This is a genomic window from Caballeronia choica (genome assembly GCF_001544535.1).
Lineage (GTDB): Bacteria > Pseudomonadota > Gammaproteobacteria > Burkholderiales > Burkholderiaceae > Caballeronia > Caballeronia choica.
Genome location: NZ_FCON02000023.1, coordinates 55,419 through 80,928 on the forward strand (window position 1 = coordinate 55,419; position 25,510 = coordinate 80,928).

35 protein-coding genes are annotated in these 25,510 nt (G+C 64.0%); 17 read left to right on the top strand and 18 right to left on the bottom strand.

What is annotated here, in order from left to right:
* Positions 1–8 precede the first annotated feature (8 nt).
* From glnQ to AWB68_RS13225, 6 genes are all read right to left on the bottom strand, one after another.
* Entirely contained in the window at positions 9–737 is a 729-nt protein-coding gene (gene glnQ, locus AWB68_RS13200) for a glutamine ABC transporter ATP-binding protein GlnQ (RefSeq protein ID WP_200828686.1), read from the bottom strand.
* A complete protein-coding gene (gene glnP, locus AWB68_RS13205) occupies positions 734–1,390 on the bottom strand; it encodes a glutamine ABC transporter permease GlnP (RefSeq protein ID WP_087644798.1) in 657 nt (218 codons plus the stop codon). Before glnP ends, glnQ begins: the two co-directional genes overlap by 4 nt.
* Positions 1,391–1,457: 67 nt before the next feature.
* Positions 1,458–2,213, bottom strand: a complete 756-nt coding sequence (gene glnH, locus AWB68_RS13210; protein ID WP_087644799.1) for a glutamine ABC transporter substrate-binding protein GlnH — start codon at positions 2,211–2,213, stop codon at positions 1,458–1,460.
* A 198-nt stretch (positions 2,214–2,411) separates the two neighbouring features.
* Positions 2,412–3,272: a MurR/RpiR family transcriptional regulator gene (locus tag AWB68_RS13215; RefSeq protein ID WP_087644800.1), complete on the bottom strand. Its 861-nt coding sequence runs from the start codon at positions 3,270–3,272 to the stop codon at positions 2,412–2,414.
* 75 nt (positions 3,273–3,347) lie between these two features.
* Positions 3,348–3,614 (bottom strand): cupin domain-containing protein, encoded by a 267-nt coding sequence (locus AWB68_RS13220; RefSeq protein ID WP_087644801.1) that lies wholly within the window; start codon positions 3,612–3,614, stop codon positions 3,348–3,350.
* Positions 3,615–3,713: 99 nt separating this feature from the next.
* Positions 3,714–4,001, bottom strand: coding sequence for a hypothetical protein (locus tag AWB68_RS13225; protein ID WP_087644802.1), 288 nt, complete (start codon positions 3,999–4,001; stop codon positions 3,714–3,716).
* Between the two features lie 482 nt (positions 4,002–4,483).
* Here AWB68_RS13225 and arsC point away from each other — a divergent pair, with 482 nt between their 5' ends.
* The 3 genes from arsC (at position 4,484) to AWB68_RS13240 (ending at position 6,605) form a co-directional block, all read left to right on the top strand.
* On the top strand, positions 4,484–4,906 hold the full coding sequence (gene arsC, locus AWB68_RS13230) for an arsenate reductase (glutaredoxin) (protein ID WP_087644803.1): 423 nt from the start codon (positions 4,484–4,486) through the stop codon (positions 4,904–4,906).
* Between the two features lie 129 nt (positions 4,907–5,035).
* Positions 5,036–5,323 carry a hypothetical protein gene (locus AWB68_RS13235; RefSeq protein WP_087644804.1) on the top strand — a complete coding sequence of 96 codons (288 nt, stop codon included), beginning with the start codon at positions 5,036–5,038 and terminating at the stop codon, positions 5,321–5,323.
* Between the two features lie 223 nt (positions 5,324–5,546).
* Positions 5,547–6,605, top strand: coding sequence for a porin family protein (locus AWB68_RS13240; RefSeq protein ID WP_235028307.1), 1,059 nt, complete (start codon positions 5,547–5,549; stop codon positions 6,603–6,605).
* A 10-nt stretch (positions 6,606–6,615) separates the two neighbouring features.
* On the opposite strand, the gene AWB68_RS13245 is transcribed toward AWB68_RS13240, so the two are convergent.
* On the bottom strand, positions 6,616–7,116 hold the full coding sequence (locus AWB68_RS13245; RefSeq protein ID WP_235028308.1) for an MgtC/SapB family protein: 501 nt from the start codon (positions 7,114–7,116) through the stop codon (positions 6,616–6,618).
* A 36-nt stretch (positions 7,117–7,152) separates the two neighbouring features.
* Positions 7,153–7,626, bottom strand: coding sequence for an Lrp/AsnC family transcriptional regulator (locus AWB68_RS13250; protein ID WP_235028309.1), 474 nt, complete (start codon positions 7,624–7,626; stop codon positions 7,153–7,155).
* 165 nt (positions 7,627–7,791) lie between these two features.
* Here AWB68_RS13250 and AWB68_RS13255 point away from each other — a divergent pair, with 165 nt between their 5' ends.
* Positions 7,792–8,802 carry a 1-aminocyclopropane-1-carboxylate deaminase gene (locus AWB68_RS13255; protein ID WP_087644806.1) on the top strand — a complete coding sequence of 337 codons (1,011 nt, stop codon included), beginning with the start codon at positions 7,792–7,794 and terminating at the stop codon, positions 8,800–8,802.
* Positions 8,803–8,905: 103 nt separating this feature from the next.
* On the opposite strand, the gene AWB68_RS13260 is transcribed toward AWB68_RS13255, so the two are convergent.
* Together AWB68_RS13260 and AWB68_RS13265 are read right to left on the bottom strand one after the other, a co-directional pair.
* Positions 8,906–9,211 carry a type II toxin-antitoxin system RelE/ParE family toxin gene (locus AWB68_RS13260; RefSeq protein ID WP_087644807.1) on the bottom strand — a complete coding sequence of 102 codons (306 nt, stop codon included), beginning with the start codon at positions 9,209–9,211 and terminating at the stop codon, positions 8,906–8,908.
* Complete coding sequence (locus AWB68_RS13265) at positions 9,208–9,465, bottom strand: type II toxin-antitoxin system ParD family antitoxin (protein WP_087644808.1); 258 nt, start codon at positions 9,463–9,465, stop codon at positions 9,208–9,210. The genes AWB68_RS13260 and AWB68_RS13265 overlap by 4 nt, the downstream gene beginning before the upstream one ends.
* 194 nt (positions 9,466–9,659) lie before the next feature.
* Here AWB68_RS13265 and AWB68_RS13270 point away from each other — a divergent pair, with 194 nt between their 5' ends.
* On the top strand, positions 9,660–10,034 hold the full coding sequence (locus AWB68_RS13270; protein ID WP_374729571.1) for a RidA family protein: 375 nt from the start codon (positions 9,660–9,662) through the stop codon (positions 10,032–10,034).
* 4 nt (positions 10,035–10,038) lie between these two features.
* On the opposite strand, the gene AWB68_RS13275 is transcribed toward AWB68_RS13270, so the two are convergent.
* Positions 10,039–10,656: an alpha-ketoglutarate-dependent dioxygenase AlkB family protein gene (locus AWB68_RS13275; protein ID WP_087644810.1), complete on the bottom strand. Its 618-nt coding sequence runs from the start codon at positions 10,654–10,656 to the stop codon at positions 10,039–10,041.
* A 278-nt stretch (positions 10,657–10,934) separates the two neighbouring features.
* Here AWB68_RS13275 and AWB68_RS13280 point away from each other — a divergent pair, with 278 nt between their 5' ends.
* A complete protein-coding gene (locus tag AWB68_RS13280; RefSeq protein WP_087644811.1) occupies positions 10,935–11,354 on the top strand; it encodes a response regulator in 420 nt (139 codons plus the stop codon).
* 7 nt (positions 11,355–11,361) lie between these two features.
* Here the strand turns inward: AWB68_RS13280 and AWB68_RS13285 are convergent, their stop codons facing one another.
* Positions 11,362–12,168, bottom strand: coding sequence for an endonuclease/exonuclease/phosphatase family protein (locus AWB68_RS13285; protein ID WP_087644812.1), 807 nt, complete (start codon positions 12,166–12,168; stop codon positions 11,362–11,364).
* Positions 12,169–12,213: 45 nt separating this feature from the next.
* Positions 12,214–12,735, bottom strand: coding sequence for a hypothetical protein (locus tag AWB68_RS13290; protein WP_087644813.1), 522 nt, complete (start codon positions 12,733–12,735; stop codon positions 12,214–12,216).
* Between the two features lie 386 nt (positions 12,736–13,121).
* Between AWB68_RS13290 and AWB68_RS48190 the strand changes: the two genes are divergently transcribed.
* From AWB68_RS48190 to AWB68_RS13315, 6 genes are all read left to right on the top strand, one after another.
* A complete protein-coding gene (locus AWB68_RS48190) occupies positions 13,122–13,286 on the top strand; it encodes a hypothetical protein (protein ID WP_160110008.1) in 165 nt (54 codons plus the stop codon).
* 156 nt (positions 13,287–13,442) lie between these two features.
* A complete protein-coding gene (locus AWB68_RS13295) occupies positions 13,443–14,420 on the top strand; it encodes an AAA family ATPase (RefSeq protein WP_087644814.1) in 978 nt (325 codons plus the stop codon).
* A 184-nt stretch (positions 14,421–14,604) separates the two neighbouring features.
* Positions 14,605–15,711 (top strand): NAD(P)/FAD-dependent oxidoreductase, encoded by a 1,107-nt coding sequence (locus AWB68_RS13300; RefSeq protein WP_087644815.1) that lies wholly within the window; start codon positions 14,605–14,607, stop codon positions 15,709–15,711.
* 127 nt (positions 15,712–15,838) lie between these two features.
* Positions 15,839–16,153 carry a high-potential iron-sulfur protein gene (locus tag AWB68_RS13305; protein ID WP_087644816.1) on the top strand — a complete coding sequence of 105 codons (315 nt, stop codon included), beginning with the start codon at positions 15,839–15,841 and terminating at the stop codon, positions 16,151–16,153.
* Between the two features lie 218 nt (positions 16,154–16,371).
* Positions 16,372–17,679, top strand: coding sequence for an MFS transporter (locus AWB68_RS13310; protein ID WP_087644817.1), 1,308 nt, complete (start codon positions 16,372–16,374; stop codon positions 17,677–17,679).
* A gap of 10 nt (positions 17,680–17,689) precedes the next feature.
* Positions 17,690–18,001 (top strand): cupin domain-containing protein, encoded by a 312-nt coding sequence (locus tag AWB68_RS13315; protein ID WP_087644818.1) that lies wholly within the window; start codon positions 17,690–17,692, stop codon positions 17,999–18,001.
* A 15-nt stretch (positions 18,002–18,016) separates the two neighbouring features.
* On the opposite strand, the gene AWB68_RS13320 is transcribed toward AWB68_RS13315, so the two are convergent.
* Together AWB68_RS13320 and AWB68_RS13325 are read right to left on the bottom strand one after the other, a co-directional pair.
* A complete protein-coding gene (locus tag AWB68_RS13320; RefSeq protein WP_087644819.1) occupies positions 18,017–18,289 on the bottom strand; it encodes a hypothetical protein in 273 nt (90 codons plus the stop codon).
* Between the two features lie 68 nt (positions 18,290–18,357).
* Positions 18,358–19,116, bottom strand: a complete 759-nt coding sequence (locus AWB68_RS13325) for a Mut7-C RNAse domain-containing protein (RefSeq protein WP_087644820.1) — start codon at positions 19,114–19,116, stop codon at positions 18,358–18,360.
* A gap of 98 nt (positions 19,117–19,214) precedes the next feature.
* Between AWB68_RS13325 and AWB68_RS13330 the strand changes: the two genes are divergently transcribed.
* From AWB68_RS13330 to AWB68_RS13345, 4 genes are all read left to right on the top strand, one after another.
* On the top strand, positions 19,215–20,087 hold the full coding sequence (locus AWB68_RS13330) for an NAD(P)-dependent oxidoreductase (RefSeq protein ID WP_087644821.1): 873 nt from the start codon (positions 19,215–19,217) through the stop codon (positions 20,085–20,087).
* Between the two features lie 85 nt (positions 20,088–20,172).
* Positions 20,173–20,811, top strand: a complete 639-nt coding sequence (locus tag AWB68_RS13335; RefSeq protein WP_087644822.1) for a LysE family translocator — start codon at positions 20,173–20,175, stop codon at positions 20,809–20,811.
* Positions 20,812–21,012: 201 nt separating this feature from the next.
* Positions 21,013–21,453, top strand: coding sequence for a hypothetical protein (locus AWB68_RS13340; protein WP_087644838.1), 441 nt, complete (start codon positions 21,013–21,015; stop codon positions 21,451–21,453).
* Positions 21,454–21,460: 7 nt separating this feature from the next.
* Entirely contained in the window at positions 21,461–21,826 is a 366-nt protein-coding gene (locus AWB68_RS13345; RefSeq protein ID WP_087644823.1) for a response regulator, read from the top strand.
* Positions 21,827–22,065: 239 nt separating this feature from the next.
* Here the strand turns inward: AWB68_RS13345 and argC are convergent, their stop codons facing one another.
* The 3 genes from argC to AWB68_RS13360 form a co-directional block, all read right to left on the bottom strand.
* On the bottom strand, positions 22,066–23,013 hold the full coding sequence (gene argC / locus AWB68_RS13350; RefSeq protein ID WP_087644839.1) for an N-acetyl-gamma-glutamyl-phosphate reductase: 948 nt from the start codon (positions 23,011–23,013) through the stop codon (positions 22,066–22,068).
* 129 nt (positions 23,014–23,142) lie between these two features.
* Positions 23,143–23,709, bottom strand: coding sequence for a flavodoxin family protein (locus AWB68_RS13355; RefSeq protein WP_087644824.1), 567 nt, complete (start codon positions 23,707–23,709; stop codon positions 23,143–23,145).
* Positions 23,710–23,867: 158 nt separating this feature from the next.
* Positions 23,868–24,470 (bottom strand): YbhB/YbcL family Raf kinase inhibitor-like protein, encoded by a 603-nt coding sequence (locus AWB68_RS13360; protein WP_087644825.1) that lies wholly within the window; start codon positions 24,468–24,470, stop codon positions 23,868–23,870.
* A gap of 286 nt (positions 24,471–24,756) precedes the next feature.
* On the opposite strand from AWB68_RS13360, the gene AWB68_RS13365 reads away from it, so the two are divergent.
* Entirely contained in the window at positions 24,757–25,470 is a 714-nt protein-coding gene (locus AWB68_RS13365) for a response regulator (protein ID WP_087644840.1), read from the top strand.
* The last annotated feature ends 40 nt before the right edge of the window (positions 25,471–25,510 follow it).

Genomic DNA, 25,510 nt, shown 5'->3' on the forward strand with positions numbered 1-25,510 from the left:
ATATTCACTCAGGATACGTGTTGCAAGAATTCTTTCAGGCGCTGCGACGGCGGCCGATCGATGAGTTCGTGCGGCGCGCCATCCTCGGCGATGCCGCCCTGATCCATGAACAGCATCCGGGTGCCGACGCGTTTCGCAAAACCGATCTCGTGCGTGACGACGATCATCGTCATGCCTTCGGTCGCGAGGTCCTGCATCACCTTGAGCACTTCGTGGCGCAGTTCGGGATCGAGGGCGGAGGTCGGCTCGTCGAACAGCATCAGTTTGGGCCTGATCGCGAGCGCGCGTGCGATTGCGACGCGCTGCTGCTGTCCACCCGACAACTCCGACGGAGTGTGATTCGCCCGGGCCGCCAGCCCGACCTTCGCAAGCAGCGCCAGCGCTTCGTCGCGCGCCTGCGTGCGGGTCGCGCCGCGCACCTGGATCGGGCCGAACATCACGTTTTCCAGCGCGGTCATCTGCGGGAAGAGGTTGAACTGCTGGAAGACCATGCCGGCTTCGAGCCGGATCGCGCGGATGGTCGACGCGCTGCCCTTCACGCTCTGCCCGTCGACCAGCAGCTCGCCGCCGGAGATTTTTTCGAGCGCGTTGATGCAGCGAAGCATCGTCGACTTGCCGGAGCCGGATGGACCGACGACCACGACCACCTCGCCGCTGTCGATGGACAGGTTGATGTCCTTGAGCACCGCGACGTGGCCGAAGCTCTTCGAAACGCCTTTGAATTCGATCATGCTCATAGAATCCGCATCCTTCTTTCGACGAGGCGCAGCGCGAGCGTCATCGCGCCGGTGAGAACGAGATAGAACACCGCGACCGCCGTCCAGATCTCGACGGCGCGAAAGTTGCCGGCGATGATCTCCTGCCCCTTGCGCGTCAGTTCGCCGACGCCGATCACGATGAAAAGCGACGTGTCCTTGAGGCTCACGATGCATTGATTGCCGAGCGGCGGAATCAGCCGCCGGAACGCGAGCGGCCCGACGATCCTGACGAGCACGCGCGGCATGGAAAGACCCATCGCGAGGCCGGCTTCGGTGAGGCCCTTTGGTATCGACAGCAGCGCGCCGCGCACGACTTCGGCGAGGTAGGCGCCCGAGTTGACCGTGATCGCGATGATGGCGGCGCTGAGGCCGTCGATGCGGATGTGCGCGAGCAGCGGCAGCGCGAAATAGAGGAACATCACCTGGACGACGATCGGCGTGCCGCGAATCAACTCCACATACACCTGCGCCGCGACGTTGAGCGCGAGCGGCCCATAAGCGCGGAACACGCCTGCGATCACGCCGACGATCGAGCCGCCCGCAAGACCGCACACGGCGATGAAGATAGTGAGCTTCACGCCTTCGATGAGATCGGGCAGCGAAGCGGTAATAACGGACCAGTCAAAGTCCATGCATGGCTCCTGAAGTTTGTTTTGAACAAGCGGCGGCGAGGCCACTGCATAGGCCACCGCAGCTGCTTCAGGACTTCGGCGGCTCGGAGCCGAACCACTTCTTGTAGAGCTTCGCGTAACGGCCGTCGGCCTTGATCTTCTTCAGTTCCTCGTTCACTGTCGGCACCAGAGGACTGCCCTTCGGAAAGCCGATGCCGTACTTGTCGCCGGCAACCTGATCGCCTGCGCTCTTCACCGTGCCCTTGCCCGCGGTCTTCACGAAGTAGAGGACGTTCGGCGTGTCGTGCACGGCGGCATCGACGCGGCCTGCCTGCAGCGCGAGATACGCCTGGTCGATGTTGGAGAACTGGCGAATCTCTGCGGGCTTCAGGTTCTCCTTGACCCATGCGCTCGCGGCTGTCCCCGTCTTCGCGGCGACGACCTTGCCGTTCAGGTCGCGGATCGACTTGATGCTCGTGTTGCCGCTCTGGACCATGGCCAGGACGCCGCTGTCGTAGTACGGATCGGAGAAGTCGATCGCCTTCTTGCGCTCTTCCCGGATGGTCATGCCCGACAGCGCGAGGTCGATGTTCTGCGTCTGCAGCGCGGGAATCAGGCCGGCGAAGTCCATCGGCTGGATCTTGTACTTCCAGCCCTGATCCTTGGCGATCTCCGCCCACAGGTCGAGGTCGAAGCCGACGTACTTGTCGCCTTCCTTGAACTCGAACGGCATGAACGACGTGTCGGTGCCGACCACGAGTTCCCGGGTTTCCGCATGTGCGATGCCGGCGCCGAATACGGCGGCCGCAATCATCGACACGACAAACAAACGACGACGTCCCATCAGTTTTCTCCGCAAGCGATTGACGATGCCACCGCGCCCTCCAACTGGACGGCGTCTGATGGCGACAACAAATGATGCTTAAGCAACGTGCGATGTTTAAATTATATTAAACGCAACAAATGTTGTTGTCGAGAATGTCATGCAGCCAAAAAGGAACGTCAAGCAAAAAATCGTGGAGAGATGCCGCGGCCGGCGGAATCAGGAGACGTATGCGCCTTTGTCGTGCAGCGCGGCTTCGGCGTCTTCGAGTTGCTTCACGGCGCCCCGGCCTTCGAGCGCAAGCAGATGCGCGACCAATGCTTCCGCAATCGCCGACGCCGCCACGAGCGACGGAAAGAACGACGGACTGCCGTGCGTGAAGAGCAGCACGCAATCGGCGTTGAGCGCGATTGGCGAGACGGCGCTGTCGGTGATGGCGACGAGCTTGCTGCCTTGCTCCTTCGCCGCTTGCGCGACGCGCACGGCTTCCGTCGAGTAAGGCGCGAAGCTGGTCACGACGGTTGCGTGTCCCTTGTCGATGCTGCGCAACTGCATCTCGAGCGTGCCGGCATCGCCGGAAACGAGACTTACGGACGGCCGGAACAGGCGATAGCCGTAGACGAGACCGAACGCCACCGGATAGCACGAGCGAAAGCCCGCGACATGAACATGCGGCGCGCGCCGCAACAACTTCGCCGCCTCGACGACGCGGCTGCCATTTTGCGCGAGGGTCGTCTCCAGGTTGTGCTGCTGGGCCAGCGCGAGTTCGTTCGCGAGGGCTTCGCCGGAGCCGCCCTTGACGAGCGTTCGCGCTTTCGTCGCGAGCGGTTCGGGCCGCGTGCGAAGGCGCGCGACGAACAGTTCCCTGAGGTCGTTCCATCCGGGAAAGCCGAGTTGTTGCGACAGTCTCACCAGCGCGGCGGGCTGGACCTTCGCGCGCTCGGCGACCTTGCGCATCGACGAGACGGCGACTTCATCGGGATAGTCGAGCAGGAATGCGGCGCCCGCCTGGAACTGCGGACTCAGCGTCTGGAAGGTGGCGCGAATGGCGACGGTCAGATCGTCGAAGGTTTGATGCACGATGCCGTCTCGTTGTGGTTCGACAACAAATGTTACGTAGCGGCCTGCGCATTTGCAAGGCGTGACGGCGGGCGGCTACTTCCTGCCAACGAGATAGGTGACGCCTGCGGGTCCGTAGCGTTCGGCGTGGGATTCGTTCGCGGGGAGATGAAAGACGTCGCCGGGCTGATAGCGTTGCTCTGCTTCGCCCGCTCGAATCGAGAGTTCGCCTGCGAGGATCAGTGCCTTGGCCTCGAACGGATGTGCGTGCGTGTCGAGTGACTGGTTCGGCTCGCGCGTCACCGTGACGATTTCCTTGAATCCTTCGCTCGCCAGTGCGGCGAGAAATTCGTCGCGCGTCATGTTGTGGGCGGTGGTTCAGTTCTTACTCGGTTTTTGCAATCGAAAGGGAGAATCCGCCGTGCCGAAAGGTCGTGGCGGGATTCTCCGTGTCGCGGTGCATCACTGGCCAAAGAAAATATCGCATCCCGGGCCGCGGGTGCATGGCTTCGACGTCATGCTGCCCATCGCGCTGCGCGTCGATGGAACGCCGCCGTATGAGCTGTTGTCAGTGCCCTGGGCCGGCGCGTTGGCGTCCTGCTGCATGCCGGGTTGTGCCATCGTCTGGCCTGTTGTGTCGGCGCCCTGCATCGGCGGCTGGGCGGTGCGATAGGTTTCCTGGGCGGATGCAAGTCCACCCACGGCAACGAGCGATGCGACGACCGTCGTCAATAACAAGCGTGATTTCATCTCGACTCCTTCATTTAAGCTGATCGCGTGACACCCGCACGGTGCGTCTGGCGGGTCGGGTATCCGTTCGCAAGGGGCGTGCCGCATGAGCGGCGAAGCGCGTCGTGTCGAGCGGATCGTGCCGGCTCCGGGCCGGTTGTGCCGGCGTGCCGAACTAGTTGGGCTGATACTTGGGCGTCGCATCGACGGTTGCCGATGCGACGCAGGGCGGTGCGCCGGTGAAGTGTCCGGTGCGGAGACCGGCAGTTTCCAGGCATTGCGTGGCCGCGCTGCATTTTCGTTATAGCGCGCTAATCGGCGAATTGACAGCACATTTGCATCGCATGCAGCGATAGCGCCGCTGGCGCATCCGGATATGACATTTCTGCCATCTTGCACCGGAAATTCGGAGGTGAAAGGAGGCGGCATGACCATTGGCCGGGCTCACACTAAAATGTTGAAAGACCGGGCCACCCGATAGGCTCGAAACGAAGGAAGACATCATGACCGTCACGATCTACCACAACCCTCAATGCGGCACGTCGCGCAACACGCTTGCGCTGATCCGCAACGCGGGCATCGAGCCGAAAGTCGTCGAATATCTGGTGTCGCCGCCGGATCGCGAGACGCTTGCCAGCCTGATCGCCCGCGCCGGCCTGACCGTGCGCGACGCGCTGCGCGAAAAGGGCACGCCGTACGCGGAACTCGGCCTCGACGACCCCAGCCTCTCCGACGATCAGCTGATCGACGCCATGCTCGTCCATCCGATCCTGATCAATCGCCCGTTCGTGGAGACGCCGCTCGGCGTGCGTTTGTGCCGGCCGTCGGAACAGGTGCTCGACCTTTTGCCGGCGCCGCAACAGGGCCGGTTCGCGAAGGAGGACGGCGAAGTCGTCATCGATGACAAGGGGCAGCGCGTGCGCTGAGTCGTCGTCGGCGCTCGGTAACGACGCGTTACCTTTCTCGCAGCGCTGTTGCACCTGTGTCAGATATCGCCCTCTAGACTGCGTTCGTGGTCAATGACTGACATTGCACTCGGTGCAAGGAGAAGCGATATGAACAAGAAAATCCTCGGGGCGGCTCTGGGTGTTGCGGCGCTGGTGGCGTCGTCGGCTGCGTCGGCGCATGTGGATCTCGCGGTCGGGATCGGCGTGCCGGGCTATTACGCGGCGCCGCAGCCGGTGTATGTCGCGCCGCCGCCCGTCGCAGTGGCGTACGGCTACGGCGGTTACGACGACGGGCGCGCCCGCGAATGGCGCGAGCGCCGCGAATGGCGTGAACGTCACTGGCGTCACGAAGCGCGCCGCGAGGAGCGCTGGCACGATCGTCACGGCTGGGATTGATCCGGCGCACGTTTACGCGCGTTGGAGTGAAAAGACGGCGGCGGGGCCTGACGGTCCCGCCGCCGTTTGTTTTTTGACGCGCGGCTCCGTGCGATGAGCGTGCACCGCGAGCCACGGCGTGCGTCGCCAGCCTGTCGTCGCGATGACGCGCCGCTTCAGCGCGCCTGCATGAATTCAGGGAACGCTGATAGGATCGTGTCTCAATAATAAACGGGACACGGACATGACCCTTCCTGGCCGATTCGCTCAGAAACGTCATGGATGTCGAAACTCGCTGCTGCGAGCCGCCGCGGCGAATGTCCCGTGTCGCCGCGCGCCGTCCGTTCTCGCCGCGCTCCTCCTCACCGCTTCCGGCGCCGTGCACGCGCAGGAATTCTCGCTGCTCGGCGGCGTGTCGCGCGGGATCGGCGAGCACACGTATACGTGGGCGGCGTCGTATGAGGAAGGCCTCGGCGAATACTTCGCCGCCAGCTTCGCCTGGCTCAACGAAGGCCATGTCACCGGCCATCATCGCGACGGACAACTGGCTCAGGGCTGGGTACGCCTGCCGCTCGCCGGGCGGCGTCTCGTTTTCTCCGCCGGCATCGGCCCGTACCGCTACTTCGACACCTCGACCGAGCAGGGCGGCAGCTATTCCGACCTGCATGGCTGGGGCGTCGTGTACAGCCTGCGCGCGCAGTACTACATGTCGAATCGCTGGATTGCGCAGATGCAGTTGAACCGCGTGCAGGTGCAACGCGGGCCGAACACGAACTCCGCGATGATCGGCGTCGCCTATCAGCTCGACGCGCCCGACGTTCCCGGCCCGCGCGACTGGGCGCCATCCCGCTCGACCCGCGTGACCGGCAACGAAGTGACCGCCTACCTCGGCGAGACGGTCGTCAACAGCACGGACTCGGAGACGTCGCTGGCCGCTGCGTTCGAGTACCGGCGCGGCATCGCGAAGTATTTCGACTGGACGGTCGGCTACCTGCACGAAGGCAACACCAACCTCGTCCGGCGCGACGGCCTCACGACCCAGCTCTGGGCGACCCGCGCCTTCTTCGACGACCGCCTCACGCTCGGCCTCGGCGCGGGCATCTATTTCGCCGTGCGGCAGCAGTCGAACACCGACGTCACCGGCGACAACGACACCGACGACCGTTTCGCGGGGATTGTCTCGATGTCGGCGTCCTACCGGTTCGGCGAGCGCTGGACGACCCGTCTCACCTGGAACCGCATCGTCACGCGCTATAACCGCGACACGGACGTGATTCTCGCCGGCGTCGGCTACCGCTTCTGACGACGGCGTTTCAATCGTCGTCGGGGACGGCGTGCGCCGCCTCGCGTTCCTCCGGCGGCTTGCGCAGCCATTGCCGGTGCAGCGCCTTCTCGACGATGCGCCCGGCCGTCAGCAGCACGATCAGGATCACGAGCGCGATCACGGAGACGATCCAGAACCCCAGTCCGCACACGATTCCGACCGCCGCCGTCACCCAGATCGACGCCGCCGTGGTCAACCCGCGAATCCGGTTCTGGCCCGGCGTATGAATGATCACGCCCGCGCCGAGAAAGCCGATGCCCGTCACGATGCCCTGCACCACGCGCGAAACATCGGCGTTGTCGCCGAGCGGATGCATCGAAAAGCGCATGGAGGACATCGTCGCGAGACTGGCGCCGAGCGCCACCAATCCGAGCGTCTTCATGCCGCTGGGCTTGCCGTGCAGATTGCGGTCGATGCCGATCACGCAGCCGATCGCCACCGCCGACAGCATGCGGAATACGACTTCGATCAGGTCGGTTAAAGGGAGCATGGCGGGTTCCGGTTGTTTCGACTCATGGCGGCGCCTTCAGAACAGCAGTTGCCCGTCGAGCTTGACTTCGTTCATCACGAAGAACGTGCGGACCTGCCGCACGTTGGGCAGCCCGAGGATCTTTTCGCTGTGAAAGACGTTGAACGCGGCGAGATCGCGCACGCGCACCTTGAGAAAGTAGTCGACGTCGCCCGCGACCAGCACGCATTCGAGCACTTGCGGCAAGTCGCGGGCCGCGCTCTCGAACTGCGCGAAGCTCTCCTGGGTGGAACGGTCGAGCACCACGCCGACGAGGACCAGCACCGGGCGCTGCACGGCGGCCGGGTCGATGCGCGCATGCACGCCCTGGATCACGCGCAGGTCGAACAGGCGCCGGGTGCGGTTCCAGCACGCCGCCGCGCTCAGTCCGACCAGTTTCGCCAGTTCGGCATTGCTCAGGCGGCCGTCGTTCTGAAGAGCGCGGAGGATCTTGCGATCGATGGCGTCGAGCGTGGAGTCGGGTTCGGTCACGATGAAGGTTATTCTGTTTCGACAGCAGTTTTCCGACGATACATTGTTTTTATCGCTCGCGATCAAAGTTTGTGCTGAAAGCGCCATTTTTGAACGAAGCACATTCCGCGCTCGAATTCCTAGAATGAGTTCTCCTTTCCCCGTCATTTTTCAAGGACCTCGTTCATGGCACTCGATCTCGAAAAGCGCTTCGGCCGCGTCTCACTGGGCTTTTTTCCGTCGCCGGTCCACAAGCTCGAACGGCTGTCGAAGGCGCTCGGCGTATCGGTGTGGGCGAAGCGCGACGACGTATCGTCGGGGCTTGCGTTCGGCGGCAACAAGATCCGCAAGCTCGAATGGCTCGCCGCCGATGCCTTGCAGCAGGGCGCCGACACGCTCGTCTCGATCGGCAACATCCAGTCGAATCACACGCGGCAGGTCGCGGCCGTCGCGGCGGTGCTCGGCATGCGCTGCCGTCTCGTGCAGGAGGAGTGGACGCACTGGGACGATCCCGTCTACGACAAGGTCGGCAATATCCTGTTGTCGCGGCTGATGGGCGCCGAAACGCTGCTCGAGGGCGTTGGCTATTCCACCGAGGTGAAACAGACCTGGGAACGCGCGCTCGAACAGGTGCGGCGCGACGGCGGCAAGCCTTACGCGATTCCGGCCGGCGCGTCGGATCATCCGCTCGGTGGCCTTGGCTACGCCAATTTCGCCGATGAACTCGCGCGCCAGGAAAAGGACATGGGCGTGTTCTTCGACACCGTGATCACCGCGACTTGCACCGGCTCGACGCAGGGCGGCATGGTCGCGGGCTTCAAGGCGCAGGACCGGCCTCGCCGCCTGATCGGCATCGACACCGCCTGCGACGAGGCCATGACGCGCCGTGCCGTGACGAAGATCGCGCGGCAGACGGCGGAGCTGATCGGCGTGGGCGAGATCGACGACGCCGACGTGATCATCGATCCGCGTTTCGCCGGTCCCGACTACGGCTTGCCGGATCAGGCGACCATCGACGCGATTCGCACCGCCGCGCGGCTGGAGGCGATGCTGACCGATCCGGTCTATGAGGGCAAATCGATGGCTGGATTGATCGCGATGGCGAAGGCCGGCGAGATCGCGCCGGGCGCGAACGTGTTGTATGTGCATCTTGGGGGCGCGCCGGCGCTCAATGCGTATCACAAGGCGTTCGCGTGACGCGGTGGCGGGAGCGGACTGTGATCTCGCGACGCAAATCCCAACGCGTTGGCTCGACGCGAATACGCGTGCCACACAAAGCTAAGCGTATCGAGCCATATACCTATTCCTCTTCGGAAGAAAACAGGAGCGTCGCGTAATCCATCGCACTGTGCAGGACGTGGAGGATAACCGCCTGATCGCCGTCGACCCGATAAAAGACCAGATAGTTTCCATGTGGCCGTCGCCGGATGCCGTGGCGCTCATAGCGTGGCACCAGCGGGAACGCCAGGGCCATGTCCGCCAGGCTCATGCACTTCTCGCGCAGTTCAAGCACGAAGGACAACGCCCGACGCGGGTTGTCCTGGGCGATGTAGTCACCGATGCGTTCCAGGTCGTTTTCGGCTTCAGCGGTTAGTCGGACGATCATGCCGATTTGTCGACCATCGCGCGGTACTTCGCTTCAAGCCGGTCGAACACCTCTCCTGCCGGCTTCGTGCGGGCGGCGTCGGCGTCGGCCAGTCCGCGAGCAATCGAACCATCGAGCGCTGCGAGGCGGGCTTCCCGATCCTGAACAAGCCGCACACCTTCGCGCAGCACTTCACTTTTCGAACCATAGCGGCCAGTCTCGACCAGTTGTGTCACCACGGCCTCCAGCTGCTTTCCCAACTCTGCGCTAATCATGGTTTTATCCTCCTCGTCATGCGTCGAGCGTATCCGATTTGATAACTATTATCAAATCCTCTGGCCGTCCTGGCGTACCCATCGCTTTGTCGCGCAAGTCTTTCGCGCAGCCGGCGCCCTTTTTGGTGCGCTAACGTGAGCGGTTCAAAACAACCAGCCAGGGAGCCCGTGTGAGCCAGCAGCCGAAATTCACGATGGTCGATGCCGCGCCGACGCCGGTGGGGCCGTTTTCCCACGCGGCGGAAGCGGACGGCTGGGTGTTCCTCACCGGCCAGATGCCGACCGATCCCGCCGACGACAACGCGCCGCTGCCCGAAGGCGTCGCGGCCCAGACGCGTCGGGTGATGGAGAACCTGATCCTGGTGCTCGGCGGCGTCGGGCTGACGCTCGACAACGTGGTCAGCGCGCGCATCTTCCTGACCGAGTTCAAGCGCGATTACGACGCGATGAACGCCGTCTACAAGACGTACTTCCTGCCGAAGCCGCTGCCGGCGCGCACGTGTATCGGCGTAACGGGGCTGGCGCGCGACGCGCTGGTCGAGATCGATTTCATCGCGAAGCGGCCCTGACGTCTCAGGCGCGACGCGGCTTGGTCCGTGGCGGCGCCGCCGCGTCGATCCATCGAAAAGTGAGATTGATGCGCTCGCCGCGCGCCTCCGGCTCCTTCGGCACGCGGTGCACCCATTCGAGTTGCGTGCGTCCGCGCATCACGAGCAGGCTGCCGTGCGACAGCGGCAGCGTGTGCGTCGCGTGCGTGCGGGCGTGGCGGAACTCGAAGCTGCGCGTCGTTCCAAGACTCACCGATGCGATCACCGGCTCCGGCCCCAGCTCGCGTTCCTTGTCGGCGTGCCAGCCCATGCTGTCGTGGCCGGTGCGGTAGCGGTTGAGCAGCACGCTGTTGAAGCGCACCTTCGACGCCGCTTCGGCCCGCGTCCTCAGTTCGGCGACGGCGGGCGTCCACGGCTGCGGCACGTTGCGAATGCCGGAATAGACGTAGACGGCGTCCGGCTCGCCCTGCCACGCGGTGAGACGCGGCAGCGGCACGCGGCCGCCGGGCGTCGTCATCGTGTCCTGCTGCCAGCGGACTTCGTCGATCAGCGCCGCCATCAGGTCGGATGCGGTGTCCGGGTCGAGCCAGTCCGGCTGCCAGTCGATATCGGGTTTGGGGATGTCGTCGAAGAGATCGAACATGGCGCGTCGTGCGTGAGGGCGGCCGCGTCGCGCGACCTGAAGAACCACGATAGCAGACGACGGCTGGTGAAGTCCTTGCGCACCTGTTTTTCGCTGTGCGCTTGCGTGCGGTGTGTCTCGATCATCCCGGCCGGCCGCGAATCCGACGCCGATCGAACCTGCGCGGCGACCGCAGCCCCCTTCGACTCCGCCGAACACCCGTATGCTAAAGTCGGTCGAACTTATCTCAAAAAAGCGCCGGCGCACGCCGCGCGCGTAGTGCGGAACACGGGGAACCCATGAATTCGATCGGTGCGAACGACGGCACGGCGCCCGCGCGCCGCGTGCTTCTGGTCGACGATAGCGTCGACGCGGCGGAAGCCTTGTCGATGTTGCTCGAGACGCTCGGCCACGAAGTGCGCACGATGCACGACGGCACAAGCGCGCTCGCCATCGTCGACGAATTCAGGCCGGAAGTCGTGATTCTCGATATCGGATTGCCGGGCATGGACGGTTTCGCACTCGCGCGCGAACTGCGCAAACTGCCGTCGACGCGCGATGCTTTGCTGATCGCGCTTACCGGCTATGGCGGGGACGAGGATCGGTTGCGGGCGCGCGCCGCGGGCTTCGATCACCACCTCGTCAAACCGGTGGCGTTCGCCGATCTGGAAGACCTGATCGCGCGCTCGTTCGGGCCGGACCGGACCCGCAACGTCTAGCGCTCCATCATTCCACCCGAAGCCGCGCCATATACGGAAGGTGATCGGAGAGCCACGCCGTATCCTGCGTCGGCGTGATCCACTCGACCGGCTTCATGCCGCGCACGAACATCTTGTCGAGCGCGAGCGCCGGTGAAAACGCCGGGAACGTCCGCCCCGACTCGCCGAGCAGCGTTGCGACTTCGTGCATGCCGAGTTCGCCGAACAGCGGCACGGAATCGTTGCGCCAGTCGTTGAAATCGCCTGCCAGCACGAGCGGGCCTTCCGGGGCCTCCTTCGCGATCCAGTGCGCGATCCAGTTCATCTGGCGCAATCGCGCCGCGCGCGTGAGCGCGAGATGCGCGCAAAGCAGTGTCACCGAGTGGCCGGCGAAGGTCGCCCGCGCGACCAGCAGGCCGCGCCGCTCGAAGCGGTGCGCCGAGATGTCCCAGCGGCCGCTCAGGTCCAGCGGATGTGGTGAAAGAATCGCATTCCCGTGCCGCCACGACGGCTTGAACACGTTCGGCCCGAGCGCGATCTGCAGTTCGAGCGACGTCGCGATTTCGGTCGCCTGGCAATGCCAGATGTCGTCGGGCGGCGCGTCGAGCGGATTGCCGAAGCCCGTTGCGAGCATCGGCTGCGGCATGCGCCGCGCCATCGCTTCCTGAAGAAAATAGGCGTCGGCGTTGGTGGACTGGACCCAGCGCTGCATCGCGCTCCATGCCTGAAGCCCGAGCGGTGAGCGGCCCTTGTGCAGGTTCCAGCTCACTGCGACGAAATCGGGCGTTTCGTGCGCTGAATGAAAGCCTGGTGGGAGATGGTCGGGATTTCGCATGTGTTTCGTGTTCTGAGCGATGTGGCTGGCCGGGCGCTCAGGCCATCACTGAGTCGCCGCCGTGGTAGTCAGGCTGGCCCGCACCCGATACGCCAGCGAGGGGTTTTTATCGACGATCTGCCAGTTTGCCCATTCGCCGGGCTTGAGCACGAGGCCAGGATGCGACGCGTTCACGACGCGCGGTTGCGGCGGCAGCTTGCAGCCCTGCGCGGTCGTAGGCGCCGTGTTGTCCTGGATCGTTTCCTGGGCCTCGATCGCCAGCGTCACGTCGTCGGCGCTGGCGTGCACCGGGGAAATGGTCAGGGTGCGCTGCAGATCGATGTCGCCGGCCGGTTTGTCCGCGCAGCCGACGTTGTTCTTCACGACATTGTGATGCGTATCGGTGCGGGCCTGGCCGACGTTCGTCGTTGCGGAAAACGAGTCGATCTGCTGGCCGTCGCGCAGCACCTGAAGCTCCCATTTGACCGGCTGCGACGTGCTCGATTGCGCGTGGGCATCGAGGTGCGCGGCGAGCGCGGCGCCGATCAATAGCGTGCCAAGCAGGCGGGCGGCGGGATGTTTCAGCATCGAAAGCTTTCTCCTGGAGCGCGGGATGTGGCGCGGCGCTTTTGCGCGGCGCGGCCCGTAGGTCGGGAATGTATTTCTGACACTGCGGCGGCCAGCGGGTTCAGACCAATGGCTTCGTGCCTGTATGTGGGTCCAAAAGCCGCGATCGCAACCGTCGAAGGTGCACGGCTTCGCTTGAGGAGCACGATCCGAACCCGATGGCTGGCGGTTTGATCCGGGTCGGTACGTGTCGATGATACAAGGTTGGGGCGCGGTGCTGCGTTGATGGTTTATGACGGATCGGGCCCCACATCGTCATTAGACTAACGGTGTTCTGCGCGAGAGCTCGACCGGAGCAGCGGGAAACGACTGTTGTCTTTAGCAGATATCACCTCGCGGATTTCGCCATGCGCGCAATCTACCGGCATCACGCGAACGGCAACGAGGCCATCAAAAACCTGGTATCGGCGCTGAATGTGACCGAGCACACGCTGCATTTCGTGATGCGTGAGACGCCGCGCGGCTGGCATCACTCCGAGCAAACCGAGCAGCCCACCAGCGCGGACGCCTGACGGCGGGGCTCCGATCGGATAGCCCTCTTTTTTGCCACGCGATTCCCTCCGGCAATCCCCCAAAATTAGCAGCAAACCCCCGCGACTGCTCGCTTGCGCGCCCTTTTGTGGTCGATACACTGAACCCATCGATTACAGAAAACGACGGGGTGTGACATGACGACAGCCGTGGTCAAACAAGAACTCGCGGTGGCATCGTTCAGCAAGGTCTACAGTCTCGACGCGGTCGAGACTGCGCTGAACGATCTCTCCGAAGGCGCGAGCGATGCCTTGCGCGCTACCTACGAAAAAATGCTCAAAGTCGGCAACCTGCGCTTTTGCGTGAAGCCGAACCGGATGCCGTCGATCGACGATCTCGTCGGCAATCTCCCGAATTTCCAGGAGCCGCTCGCCGACATCCGCAAGCAGATCGCGCTCTGCCTCGAAACCGAAGACCGCCTCGAACTCATGCCGATCCTGCTGCTCGGCGAACCCGGCATCGGCAAGACGCATTTCGCCAAGCAGCTCGCGCGTCTTCTCGGCACGACCTGCCACTATGTCGCGATGAGTTCGCTCACGGCCGGCTGGATTTTGTCGGGTGCGTCGTCGCAGTGGCGCAACGCCAAGCCCGGCAAGGTGTTCGATGCGCTCGTCAACGGCAGCTACGCGAACCCGGTCATCACCGTCGACGAAATCGACAAGGCCACCGGCGACGCGCAATACGATCCGCTCGGCGCGCTCTACGCGTTGCTGGAGCACGACACGGCGGAGTCCTTCATCGACGAATTCGCCGAAGTGCCGATCAACGCGGGCAACATCGTGTGGATCGCGACCGCCAACGACGCCCGCGCGATCCCCGAGCCGCTCTTGAACCGCATGAACGTCTACGAGATTCCGCCGCCGGATCGCGACGGCGCGCGCCGCATCGCGCAGGCGATCTACGACGAGATCCGCAACGCGCACGCATGGGGCCGGCGCTTCCCGGAAACGCTCGGCGATGGTCCGCTCGACGCGCTCACCAAGGCGTCGCCGCGCGCGATGCGCCGGGCGATGCTCAACGCATTCGGCAATGCGCGCATCGACGGACGGCATCAGGTCGAGGCGCGCGACATCCAGATCGACCATAATTCCCGCAAGAAAGCGATCGGCTTCTGATGGCAGGCAGTTTTTGAATTTGCCAAAAAAGCGGTCGAAAGGCGGCTTTTCTGGCACGAAACTGACAATTTTGTACCCTATTCTGAATTCCTGCGGAAAACGATGCAATTGAGGCGCCGTTGTTGTGCAACACGCAATAGTCCAGAAAGTAGAATGCAGCTGATGAACCTGCGGCGGAAAAGACATGGACCAAATTGAATGCGTGGTGATTGGAGCGGGGGTGGTCGGACTCGCCATTGCAAGGGCGCTCGCGGCGCGCGGCCGTGAAGTCGTGGTGCTGGAGGCGGGAGAAGGGATCGGCGTCGGCACGAGTTCACGCAACAGCGAGGTGATTCACGCGGGCATCTACTACGCGCGCGGGTCGCTGAAGGCCGAGCTGTGCTTGCGCGGCCGGGCGATGCTCTACGAATTCTGCGAGTCGCACGGCGTGCCGCACCAGCGCTGCGGCAAGCTGCTCGTCGCCACCGCGCGCAACCAAGTGCCGCAGCTCGCGGCGATCGAGCAGAAAGGCATTGAGAATCACGTCAGCGACCTTCAACGCCTCTCCGGCGCCGAGGCGATGGCGATGGAGCCGCAACTCCAGTGCGTCGCGGCGGTGTATTCGCCGCAGACGGGCATCGTCGACAGCCACCAATACATGCTCGCGCTGCAAGGCGATGCCGAACGCGACGGCGCGAACATCGCGTTCCATACCCCCGTCACATCGATCGACGCGAGCGAGCGCTGCTTCATCATCGAGACCGGCGGCGACACGCCCACGCGCCTCCGCGCGACCCACCTGATCAACAGCGCGGGCCTGCATGCGAACGACATCGCGCGCAAGATCCGCGGGCTCGACGACCGCCATGTGCCGCCGCTCTACTTCGCGAAGGGCAACTATTTCACGGTCAGCGGCCGCGCGCCGTTCGAGCGCCTGATCTATCCGATGCCGAACGAGGCGGGCCTCGGCGTGCATCTCACCATCGATCTGGGCGCGCAGGCGAAGTTCGGGCCGGACGTCGAATGGGTGCAGTCGATCAGCTACGACGTCGATCCGCAGCGCGCGAATGCGTTCTACGCGGCGATTCGCGCGTACTGGCCGAGTCTGCCCGACGGCGCGCTGCATCCGGCCTACGCGGGGATTCGCCCGAAGCTTTCCGGGCCGGGCCAGGCCGCCGCCGACTTCATGATCCAGGGCAAGTCGGCGCACGGCGTGCGCGGGCTCGTGAACCTGTTCGGGATCGAGTCGCCGGGGCTGACGGCATCGCTCGCGATTGCCGAGCGCGTGGTCGAGATGCTGCGCCTCACATGACCCGCGCCGGACCTTGCATTTCGCCTTATCTATAACATTTGGGCTTTTTGAGGCCGCGTCGCGTTGTTATGCTCGGACATCGCCGTCGTCAGAACGGCGCGTCCCCCAATACATGGAGCGAGTCATCATGAAGACATCCCGTCGCACGTTTCTGATTTCCAGCATCGGCGTGGCATCGACGCTTGCGTTGAGCCGCACCGCTTTCGCCGCCGATGCGCCCAAGGTCGAGGAAAACGATCCGACCGCACAGGCGCTTGGCTACAAGCTGGATGCCAGCAAGGTCGACAAGGCCAAATACACGAAATTCGTCGCCGGGCAGGATTGCGGCAACTGCTCGTTCTACCAGGGCAAGGCTACCGACGCATTCGCCCCGTGCCCGATGTTCGCCAACAAGCAGGTGGCGTCGAAGGGATGGTGCAGCGCATATAACAAGAAGGCCTGAAACGCGGGGCTTCGCTGGAAGCCAGCCTGAGAGAACACAGAAGAATAAAGAAGAGCAATACGAGCGCGCCGGCCTCACGGTCGAGCGCGCTTTTTCTCGTCCCTTGATTACGGTGCGCGCCCTATTTACACTCGCCAAGGCACAAATCCGTCGAGCACCGGATTCGGGCCCGGCGGACAATACAACCGAGGCAGTGCGCCCGAGGCGCGGGAGAATTCATGGCAACGGCGAATCGCAAGGTAGTCAGGCCGCCGAATCTGCGCGCCATCGTCGCCGCCGTGATCGGCAACGCGCTCGAGTGGTACGACTTCACGGTCTTCGGCTTCATGACGGTCGTGATCGCGAAACTGTTCTTCCCGAGCCAGAACGACTACTCCTCGATTCTCCTCACCACCGCGACCTTCGGCGTCGCCTTCGTGATGCGGCCGGTGGGCGGCATCGTCCTTGGCCTCTACGCCGACCGCGCCGGCCGCAAGGCCGCGCTGACCCTGGTCATCGGCCTGATGACGCTCGGCATCCTGCTGCTCGCGATCGCCCCGCCGTATGCGGCGATCGGCATCGGCGGCCCGATCATCATCGTGCTCGCGCGGCTGGTGCAGGGCTTCTCGGCGGGCGGCGAATTCGGCAGCGCGACGGCGCTCCTGATCGAAGCGGCGCCGTTCTCGCGACGCGGCTTCTACGGCAGCTTCCAGATGGCGAGCCAGGCGGCGTCGCTGCTGCTCGGCGCGGTGGTCGGCGCGGCGATATCGCGCGGCATGTCGCCCGACGCGCTCGAATCCTGGGGCTGGCGCGTACCGTTTTTCCTCGGGCTGATCATCGGGCCGGTCGGCTTCTACATCCGCCGCAACATGGTGGACACGGAAGCCTTCCTGCATGCGAAGAAGACGGCCCGCCGCGCGACGCTCGGCGAAGTGTTCCGCTGTCACGGTCGCGAAGTGCTGTGCGGACTCGGCTCGGTGATCGCGCTGACGGTGACCGTCTACGTATTCATCGGCTATCTGCCGACCTTTGCCGTCAAGCAACTCAAGCTGCCGTTCGGGCAGTCGTTCACGGCGCTGATCGTCGGAAACCTGCTGCTGACGGTGCTCTCGCCGGTCGCGGGCGCCTGGTCCGATCGCATCGGCAGGAAGGGGCTGTCGCTGTGGTCGCTGCTGATCTCGCTCGTGATCATCTATCCGCTTTTCGCATGGCTCGCCGCCGCGCCGAGCGTGATGCGGCTCGTGATCGTGCAGGCGGCGTTGTCGATCACGCTGTCCGGCTACTACGGGCCGTTCGGCGCGCTGATCGCCGAACTTTTCCCGGCGCACATCCGCTCGACGGGACTCTCGCTCGCGTACAACCTCGCGGTGATGCTGTTTGGCGGTTTCGGCCCGTTCATCGTGACGTGGCTCATCCGCACGACCGATTCCCAGCTCGCGCCGACCTTCTATGTGATGGCAGGACTCGTGCTGTCAGTGATCGCGGTGGCCTGCATTCCGGCGACGCGTCATGTCGATGTCGACGAGGCGCGTGAACTGATCCGATAGGGTTGCAAAAATGAAGGTGATCGAAAGCGAACGATTCACGGCCGAGCGCGCCTGGGGCGCGCTCGATGTCTGCGTGATGAACGGCATCTCGTGCCGCCTCCACTGGACCGACCAGCCGTACAAGTGGCACGTCAACGACGGCGAGGAAGTCTTTGCCGTGATGCACGGCGAAGTGCGGATGCACGTGCGCCGCGACGGCCGCGAGGAAACGCTGGCGCTGAAAGCCGGCGACATCTTCCACGCGCAAGCCGGCGACGAACACTTCGCCGAGCCGGTCGGCGAAGCGCGCATTCTGGTGATCGAAAAGCAAGGCAGCGTCTGAGCGACGCTGCGCCTTTCAGCGCGTCAGCCCGGCCGCGACCAGCAGTTCCGCCAGCACTTCCGGCATGCCGCCTTCATGCGCGGCGGCGCGTTCCTGCAACTGCTTGACGAGCGCGCCGTCCAGCTTGCACGCGAACGGCACGAGCCCTTTTTCCTGATCCAGCTTGCGCTGCTCGCGGCGGTCGAGCTTCGGCTGCGCGCCGGCTGCGCCGAAGCGGGCGGGGTTGTTCTGCTTCAGTTCGTTGGCGAGCTTGAGCGCCTTGCTCTTTTCGAGGTCGAATTTCTTCACGCGAAGCTCCTGGGCGACGGGTTGATACGGTTGAGAAGCCGCGTATTGTACGAGAGTACGCTTGCGCGTCAGGTGCGGCTTGTGTCGGCGAGCGCGTCGATGCGCTCGCGCATGCGCTTCCAGTGCGAGCCTTCCCAGAACACCCGGCGGCAGACGTCGCAGGTCACGAAGCGCGTATGGCGCTCGCGCACGCCTTCCGGGACGCGGCCGTCGAGGTCGTGGGAATGCGCCGGCCGCAGCGGCGCGTTGCACATCAGGCAGAGGCGAAACGCGCGCACATGCGGCGCGAGATCGAGCCGTTCGGCGATTTCACGCCATTGTGCGTCGGCCTGCAGCGCGCGCACATAGCAGCCGTGCACCACGGAACGGCGCTTGAGCAACTCGCGGTCGCGCGTCAGCACGACGCGATGTTCCGCGAGCGCAAGTTCCTCGATTTCATCGTCGGGGAAATTGTTGTCGTAGCGCGTGTCGAAGCCCGCCAGCCGCAGGAGTTGCGCGAGCGCCCCCAGATGCGCGTCGGCGATGAAACGCAAGCCGGCGGCGGACAGCGCCGGCCGCAAAAGCCGCGCGCCCGTGCGCAGGTCGTGCGGCACGGCGTGCTTCGGATAGACATCGATCGCGTCGCCGTCCGCGATGGGCGCGTCGAAACCAGCCGGCTCACCATTCAGCACGATCAACTCGACTTCCGTATGCGGCACGCCGAGCGCTTCGATCATATGCTTGGCCGACGATCCCTTCGCGCACGGAAAGACGAACGCCTGCTCGCGCTGCGGCCGCGCGAGGAACTCGTTCAGTTCGCGGTGGAATCGAAAGCGTGCGTGAACCATGCAACGAGTATCGCATCGGTCGGCGCTGCATGCTGCGGAGCGATGTGATCTACTGGCGTCGCATTTTTTGAAGCATCCGGCATTGAAAGGAGCATGAAATGGACATCGGATTCATCGGACTGGGAGAAATGGGCAGCGCGATGGCGGGCAACGCGCTCAAGGCGGGACACACGGTACGCGTCTGGAACCGCTCGGCCGGGCGCACGAAAGCGCTGGCGGAGCAGGGCGCATCCATCGTCGATACGCCCGAACAGGCATTCTCCGGCGAGGCCGTGTTCTCGATGCTCGCCGACGACGCCGCCCTGCGCGCGGTCCTGATCGACGGCGGCCTGCTCAAGCAGGCGCCGAAGGGCCTCGTGCACGTGAACATGGCGACGATCTCCGCCGCGTTTTCCGCCGAACTGACCGCGCTTCACGCGCAACATGGCGTCGCGTACGTGGCGGCGCCGGTGCTCGGCAGGCCGGACGTCGCGGCGGCGGGCAAGCTGAACATTCTCGCGGCCGGCGCGAGCGACGCGATCGACCGCGTGCAGCCCGTTTTCGATGCGATCGGCCAGAAGACGTGGCGCGTCGGCGACACGCCGCAGCACGCGAACGTACTCAAGCTGGCGGCGAATTTCATGCTGGCGTCGGCGATCGAGACCTTTGGTGAGGCGGCGGCGCTGGTGTCGGGGCATGGCATCGACGCGCACGCGTTCCTCGACATCATCACCAGCACGCTGTTTCCGGGGCCGGTCTATCAGGGCTACGGGACGATGATCGCGGAGCGGCGCTACGAACCGGCGCTCTTCAAGGCGCGGCTCGGATTGAAAGACGTGCGCCTCGCGATGGCGGCGGCGGACGCCGTCGATACGCCGTTGCCGGTCGCCAGCCTGTTGCGCGACAACCTGATCGATGCCGTCGCGCACGGCGGCGGCGACAAGGACTTCGCGGTGCTGGGCGAAGTCGCGGCACGGCGCGCGGGCCGCTGATTTGTCAATAAACGTGGATTGAGTGGGCGGACGTGCGCGGCAGGCTGCATAATCCGGTCCTATCTCAATATTGTTGCGCTCTGCGATGAACCTGCATACCTGGTGGCTTTTCGTCGCTACCGTCTTCGTCATCTCCGCGATTCCCGGGCCGAACATGCTGCTCGTCATGACGCACGGCGCACGCCACGGATTGCGGCGCTCCAGCGCGACGATGGCGGGCTGCCTGACGGCGCTGGTGCTGATGCTGTCGGTGTCGGCGGCGGGGCTCGGCGTGTTTCTCCGGGCGTGGCCCGCGATGTTCGACACGCTGCGCTTCGCCGGAGCGGCTTATCTGGTCTGGCTCGGGCTGAAAAGCTGGCGCGCGAAGGTGGCGGATGCCAAAGCCGAACCCGACGTCGCGGAAGAGGACAACGCCGTCGGCCGCTCGCCGGTCGCGCTGTTCCGCAACGGCTTCCTGATCGCGAGCAGCAACCCGAAGTCGATCCTGTTCGCCACCGCGCTGCTGCCGCAGTTCATCGACGCCAGCCGTCCGACGCTGCCGCAGTTCGGCGTGCTCGTGTCGACATTCGCCGTGATTGAAGTGAGCTGGTATCTGCTTTACGCGGGCCTCGGCACGCGGATCGGCATGAAGCTGAAAAGCGGGAGCGTCGCGAAAGCGTTCAACCGGCTGACCGGCGGACTGTTCGTCGGCTTCGGCGCGATGATGGCGCTGGTGCGGCATTGATGCTCGCGGCGGCGGTCGGTGTCGAGGCGCGACGGGCAAATGACTGGCGGCGACCGGTGCATCGTGCTGGTGCGCGTCGTGCTCCAGACTGGGATGTTCCATTCGCTTTCGAACATACGTTCGCCGGAGCCGGGCGCAAAGTGGGCTTCGAGCGAAGCCTCGCTTCGATCGAAGAAGAACAGCAATAAGGGGAGGCGCCACATGTTCAGGTACAAGCGCACCATCGCCCGCCTTGCAACCGCGGCAATCAGCGGCGCGTTGCTCGCGCCTTCCCTCGCATTCGCCGACGACACGCCGAGTCCGTGCGCCGCGCTCAAGCGGATCGTCGCGACGGCGCCCGGCTTTTCGGCGGTCGCGGCCGAAGACGGCAAGGCGGTAGCGTTGCCCTACGGCGACGACGCCCGATGCACGGCGACACACGGCAGCTACGAATGCGCGTGGACACCGCACGGTGGATCGAGCGCGGACGCGCTTCAGGGCGTCGCGGCCGACATTGCATCGTGCCTGCCCGATGCCACCCACGACCAGAATTCTCCTTCCCGCCAGCACTTCTATCTCGGCGCGCGAGGCCAGCGCACGCAGATCGTCGCGACGACGGCGGGCGCCAACAAGCTCAAGCTCGTGATTTCGGGCACCAAGTGAGATTGCCGTGACCAAACGCATCCTGATTGCCGACGATGATGACGACGCACTCGTCTGCCTCTCGAACCTGCTCAACGGAATGGGCCATGAGGTGGCGCTCGCGGCGAACGGCGCGCAGGCGGTGGAAGTCGCACAGCAGTTCGCGCCCGAGGTCGTGATCCTCGATCTCGGCATGCCGCTGATGGACGGCCTCGCCGCCGCACGGGCGCTGCGCAATCTTCCGAACGGTCGGGCCTTGCTGATCGTCGCGCTGACTGGATGGGGACAGCCGCAGCATCGCGAGATGACGCAGGACGCCGGGTTCGACGTGCACCTCGTCAAGCCGGTCTCGTCGGATCAACTGGGATTTATTTTGTCGATGACGCAGCCGTAGGCATGTCAATCAGGGAAAACGTTGTAATAGCGAGACAGATCGACGCGCAATGTTGCGGCGCACCAATGATTTGGGTAGAGTCGTTCTTGTCTCCTCCATGTCTTCACTGATGTGGATTCAGCCCGCCTACCTAGGCGGGCTTTTTTTTCGCCTGTGCCGAGCACCGCGTGGTCAAAAAAAGCCGATTCGCTTTTCAACGAATCGGCGTTGGTCGTCCGCATGCAGTCGCAGCCGCGAAACTACCGCTTCAACCCAGCCTCTTCATCAGCGCCGATGTGCAGGTTCATGCACTGGATCGCCGCGCCCGATGCGCCTTTGCCCAGATTGTCCAGCCGCGCGACGGTCACGAAGCGCTCGTCGTTGCCGAACACGAAGATGTCGACGCGATTCGTGTCGTTGCAGGCCTGTACGTCGAAGAAGCCGTCGTCGAGATTGCTTTCGGCGTCGAACGGCATCACGCGGATGAACGGCTCGTTCGCATAGTACTCGGCGAGCGTCGATTGAACGTCCTGCGGCCTGGCGCTGCGCGCGAGCTGGCTCGGCGAGAAGTAGGTCGTCACCGACAGTCCCTTCAGAAAGTTGCCGACGATCGGCGTGAACACCGGCGCCCGCTTCAGCCCGGAACGCACCGCCATTTCCGGCAGATGCTTGTGCGTCAGTCCAAGCGCGTACGGGCGCGGGCTCGTGAGCTTCGCGTTGCCGCCGGCTTCGTAGTCCGCGATCATTTTCTTGCCGCCGCCGCTGTAGCCGGTGATCGAGTAGGCGTGCGCATCGAAGTCGGCGGAAATCAGCCCGCCCGCGACGAGCGGTTGCACCGACAGCACGAACGCCGACGCGTGACACCCCGGCACGGCGATGCGCCGCGCCGTGCGCAGGCGTTCGCGCTGCGCGCGTGTCAACTCGGGCAGCCCATACGCCCAGTCGTCCTGCGTGCGAAAGGCCGTGCTCGCGTCGATCACGCAGGTCCTGTCGTTGTCGACGAGCGACACCGATTCGCGCGACGCCACGTCCGGCAGACAGAGGAACGTCACGTCCGACGCATTGATCAGGCGGCGGCGTTCCCCGATGTCCTTGCGCTTCGCCTCGTCGATGCGCAGCACCTCGATGTCACGGCGCTCCGACAGATATTCGAAAATCTTCAGGCCGGTGGTGCCTTCCTGTCCGTCGACAAATACTTTCGTGGTCATCTCGATCTCGCTGGTTCGGCCTCGACGCGCGTCGTGCGCGGCAAGCGGAAAAAACGCCATTTTAATGCGCTTCCAAGTCAGCGTGATGGCGCGACGGCGGAATTGGCCGATCAGCCGATCCTGGCGAGGCTACTTTCCGGTCCAGCGCGCGGTCACGGCCGCGACGCGCGCGCCAAAGACCTTCGCCGTCTCCAGGTCGCCCGGCGGCGGCGCTTCCTCCGGCGATGCATCCGCCGGCGACTGCGCAAGCAGTCCCGTGAAGCCGCCGACGAAGTTCAGGTCGTTGCGCGTCGCGGCCTTGGTGTTCGACGGCATCATGCCCGTGCCCGCCCAGATCATGCCGTGCTGCATCGCGAGCGTGACGAGATAGGTGATCGTGTTGAACTTGTCGCCGTTCATCGTCGCGGAATTGGTGAAGCCCGCCGCGACCTTGTCCTTCCACTTCTGCGCCATCCACGGTTTGGAACTGGCGTCGGCGAACTTCTTGAAATCCGCCGACGGTCCGCCCATGTAAGTCGGTGCGCCGAAGATGATGGCGTCCGCCGCGTCGAGCTCGGCCCAGCCGGCGTCGTCGAGATCGCCGACCGGCATCAGCTTCGCTTCGGCGCCGGCGTCCTGCGTGCCGGCGAGCACGGCTTCGGCGACTTTCTTTGTGTGGCCATAGCCACTGTGATAAACGATGACGATTTTTGGCATGGCAATGTCCTTGACCTGCGCTGGGGCGGCGCGTCGTTGTCGGCGTTGGCGATTTTTCCCGCGACTGCCCGTTGGAACGGGCGCCGCAGGCTATGAGCCGGCCCAGTCTAGCAAAGTCAAGTAGGGCGTTTGGTTCGCCAGGGAACGGCGGCGCGCCTTTACCGACCGTAGGTAAACACGAGTTGCGCGGTAGCGAGCGTCGTCGTGCGGATTTCGTGCTCGAACATCAGCGCGGGACGCCCCTGACGCAAGCGCAAGTCGTCGCTGTTGAGCGCATACACCGTGATCACATAGCGATGCGGCTTGCCGGGCGGCGGGCAGGGGCCGCCGTAGCCGTCGGTGTCGAAATCGTTGCGGGCTTCCACGGCGCCCATCGCCCGGAGCGCGCCCGAGGCGCTGGCATTGCCCGGCAGTTGCGTCACGGTCGCGGGGATGCCGGCCACGGCCCAGTGCCACCAGCCGCGCCCCGGCGCGTCCGGATCGACGATCGTGACCGCGAAACTGCGCGTCTCGGCGGGCGCGCCGTGCCACGAAAGCTGCGGTGAACGGTTGCCGCCCTTGCAATCGCTCTGATCAAAGAGCAGTGTCGAGGGTACGGGCTTGTCGGCCGCCAGGTCGCTGCTCTTGACGTTGAACGTAGCTTGGGCAATCGCGAGCGGCGCTCTTGTGACGATCGCCGCCGCGCAAACCATGGCAAGGACGAGTGTGGAACGAACCGAACAAGGTACGGCAAGACGCACGGCCAGGCTTGCCAGGCGCATAGTGCGGTTTCTCCTTTTTTAGGGCGTCGCACGCCATGCCATCGTTACGCCGATCGTAACGATGTATTTTGTCTCAGAAATGAGCTTTATGTCAGATTCGAGTTTAACATTGCAACAAAGGATGAAATTCTTGTTCGTGGAGTTAACGATAGCGTAAGGCGGTAGTTCCAGCCTTGCCCTGACGCAGAAGACTTGATCACAAGCTTCGTATGGATCAAAAAATGGAAAACAGCAAATGGACGCGTATTTTCGCGGCGTCCGGTCAATTGCAACGGTTGGGGGAATAATGAACCAGCGCATCAGGGTTATTATCGCCGACGACCATCCAGTGATTTTATTCGGCGCAGCGCAGGCATTGCTGCGATTTCCCGAAATCGAGGTGGTCGGCCAGGCCCGTCAATCCACCGAATTGATTCAGCTTTTACAGAAAACGCCCTGCGACGTGCTCGTCTCCGATCTCGCCATGCCAGGCGGCCAATACGGCGATGGCATGCCGTTGCTCGGCTATATCGGGCGCCAGTTTCCGCACGTGCGCATCGCGGTATTGACGATGCTCGAAAATCCCGCGCTGCTCAAGCGGCTGCGCGAAGTCGGGGTGCAAGCCGTGATCAGCAAGGGGGACGACCTCAGTCACATCGGCCTCGCCATCATCCAGGTGACGCGCGGGAAGGAATACATCGGGCCATCGATTCAGGCGGCGCTCGACAGCATGGGGATCAGCGCAAGCGGCCAGCAGCGTGACGTAGTGCTGTCGAAGCGGGAACTGGAAGTCGTGCGGCTTTTCGTATCCGGCATGACGATTACCGAAATTGCCGCGCAGTTGTGCCGCAGTATTAAAACAATCAGCACGCAGAAAAATACGGCGATGCGAAAACTTGGCATCGACCGCGATTCCGAATTGTTTCAATACGCGCAGAGTAACGGATTACTGAATCTGTCCGCTTATGTCGGTGACGGTAATCTCGATACGCCGCTGCCTGCAAAGCGGGAAAACGAATAAATCATAAGGTTCGCCCCGAACGGCAAAATAAAAAGCCGCT

Coding starts and splice junctions, on each gene's coding strand:
- glnQ (WP_200828686.1), bottom strand. CDS start 737: ATGAGCATGATCGAATTCAAAGGCGTTTCGAAGAGCTTCGGCCACGTC.
- glnP (WP_087644798.1), bottom strand. CDS start 1,390: ATGGACTTTGACTGGTCCGTTATTACCGCTTCGCTGCCCGATCTCATC.
- glnH (WP_087644799.1), bottom strand. CDS start 2,213: ATGGGACGTCGTCGTTTGTTTGTCGTGTCGATGATTGCGGCCGCCGTA.
- AWB68_RS13220 (WP_087644801.1), bottom strand. CDS start 3,614: ATGACGCGCGACGAATTTCTCGCCGCACTGGCGAGCGAAGGATTCAAG.
- AWB68_RS13225 (WP_087644802.1), bottom strand. CDS start 4,001: ATGAAATCACGCTTGTTATTGACGACGGTCGTCGCATCGCTCGTTGCC.
- arsC (WP_087644803.1), top strand. CDS start 4,484: ATGACCGTCACGATCTACCACAACCCTCAATGCGGCACGTCGCGCAAC.
- AWB68_RS13235 (WP_087644804.1), top strand. CDS start 5,036: ATGAACAAGAAAATCCTCGGGGCGGCTCTGGGTGTTGCGGCGCTGGTG.
- AWB68_RS13240 (WP_235028307.1), top strand. CDS start 5,547: ATGACCCTTCCTGGCCGATTCGCTCAGAAACGTCATGGATGTCGAAAC.
- AWB68_RS13245 (WP_235028308.1), bottom strand. CDS start 7,116: ATGCTCCCTTTAACCGACCTGATCGAAGTCGTATTCCGCATGCTGTCG.
- AWB68_RS13255 (WP_087644806.1), top strand. CDS start 7,792: ATGGCACTCGATCTCGAAAAGCGCTTCGGCCGCGTCTCACTGGGCTTT.
- AWB68_RS13260 (WP_087644807.1), bottom strand. CDS start 9,211: ATGATCGTCCGACTAACCGCTGAAGCCGAAAACGACCTGGAACGCATC.
- AWB68_RS13265 (WP_087644808.1), bottom strand. CDS start 9,465: ATGATTAGCGCAGAGTTGGGAAAGCAGCTGGAGGCCGTGGTGACACAA.
- AWB68_RS13270 (WP_374729571.1), top strand. CDS start 9,660: ATGGTCGATGCCGCGCCGACGCCGGTGGGGCCGTTTTCCCACGCGGCG.
- AWB68_RS13275 (WP_087644810.1), bottom strand. CDS start 10,656: ATGTTCGATCTCTTCGACGACATCCCCAAACCCGATATCGACTGGCAG.
- AWB68_RS13280 (WP_087644811.1), top strand. CDS start 10,935: ATGAATTCGATCGGTGCGAACGACGGCACGGCGCCCGCGCGCCGCGTG.
- AWB68_RS13285 (WP_087644812.1), bottom strand. CDS start 12,168: ATGCGAAATCCCGACCATCTCCCACCAGGCTTTCATTCAGCGCACGAA.
- AWB68_RS13290 (WP_087644813.1), bottom strand. CDS start 12,735: ATGCTGAAACATCCCGCCGCCCGCCTGCTTGGCACGCTATTGATCGGC.
- AWB68_RS48190 (WP_160110008.1), top strand. CDS start 13,122: ATGCGCGCAATCTACCGGCATCACGCGAACGGCAACGAGGCCATCAAA.
- AWB68_RS13295 (WP_087644814.1), top strand. CDS start 13,443: ATGACGACAGCCGTGGTCAAACAAGAACTCGCGGTGGCATCGTTCAGC.
- AWB68_RS13300 (WP_087644815.1), top strand. CDS start 14,605: ATGGACCAAATTGAATGCGTGGTGATTGGAGCGGGGGTGGTCGGACTC.
- AWB68_RS13305 (WP_087644816.1), top strand. CDS start 15,839: ATGAAGACATCCCGTCGCACGTTTCTGATTTCCAGCATCGGCGTGGCA.
- AWB68_RS13310 (WP_087644817.1), top strand. CDS start 16,372: ATGGCAACGGCGAATCGCAAGGTAGTCAGGCCGCCGAATCTGCGCGCC.
- AWB68_RS13315 (WP_087644818.1), top strand. CDS start 17,690: ATGAAGGTGATCGAAAGCGAACGATTCACGGCCGAGCGCGCCTGGGGC.
- AWB68_RS13325 (WP_087644820.1), bottom strand. CDS start 19,116: ATGGTTCACGCACGCTTTCGATTCCACCGCGAACTGAACGAGTTCCTC.
- AWB68_RS13330 (WP_087644821.1), top strand. CDS start 19,215: ATGGACATCGGATTCATCGGACTGGGAGAAATGGGCAGCGCGATGGCG.
- AWB68_RS13335 (WP_087644822.1), top strand. CDS start 20,173: ATGAACCTGCATACCTGGTGGCTTTTCGTCGCTACCGTCTTCGTCATC.
- AWB68_RS13340 (WP_087644838.1), top strand. CDS start 21,013: ATGTTCAGGTACAAGCGCACCATCGCCCGCCTTGCAACCGCGGCAATC.
- argC (WP_087644839.1), bottom strand. CDS start 23,013: ATGACCACGAAAGTATTTGTCGACGGACAGGAAGGCACCACCGGCCTG.
- AWB68_RS13355 (WP_087644824.1), bottom strand. CDS start 23,709: ATGCCAAAAATCGTCATCGTTTATCACAGTGGCTATGGCCACACAAAG.
- AWB68_RS13360 (WP_087644825.1), bottom strand. CDS start 24,470: ATGCGCCTGGCAAGCCTGGCCGTGCGTCTTGCCGTACCTTGTTCGGTT.
- AWB68_RS13365 (WP_087644840.1), top strand. CDS start 24,757: ATGAACCAGCGCATCAGGGTTATTATCGCCGACGACCATCCAGTGATT.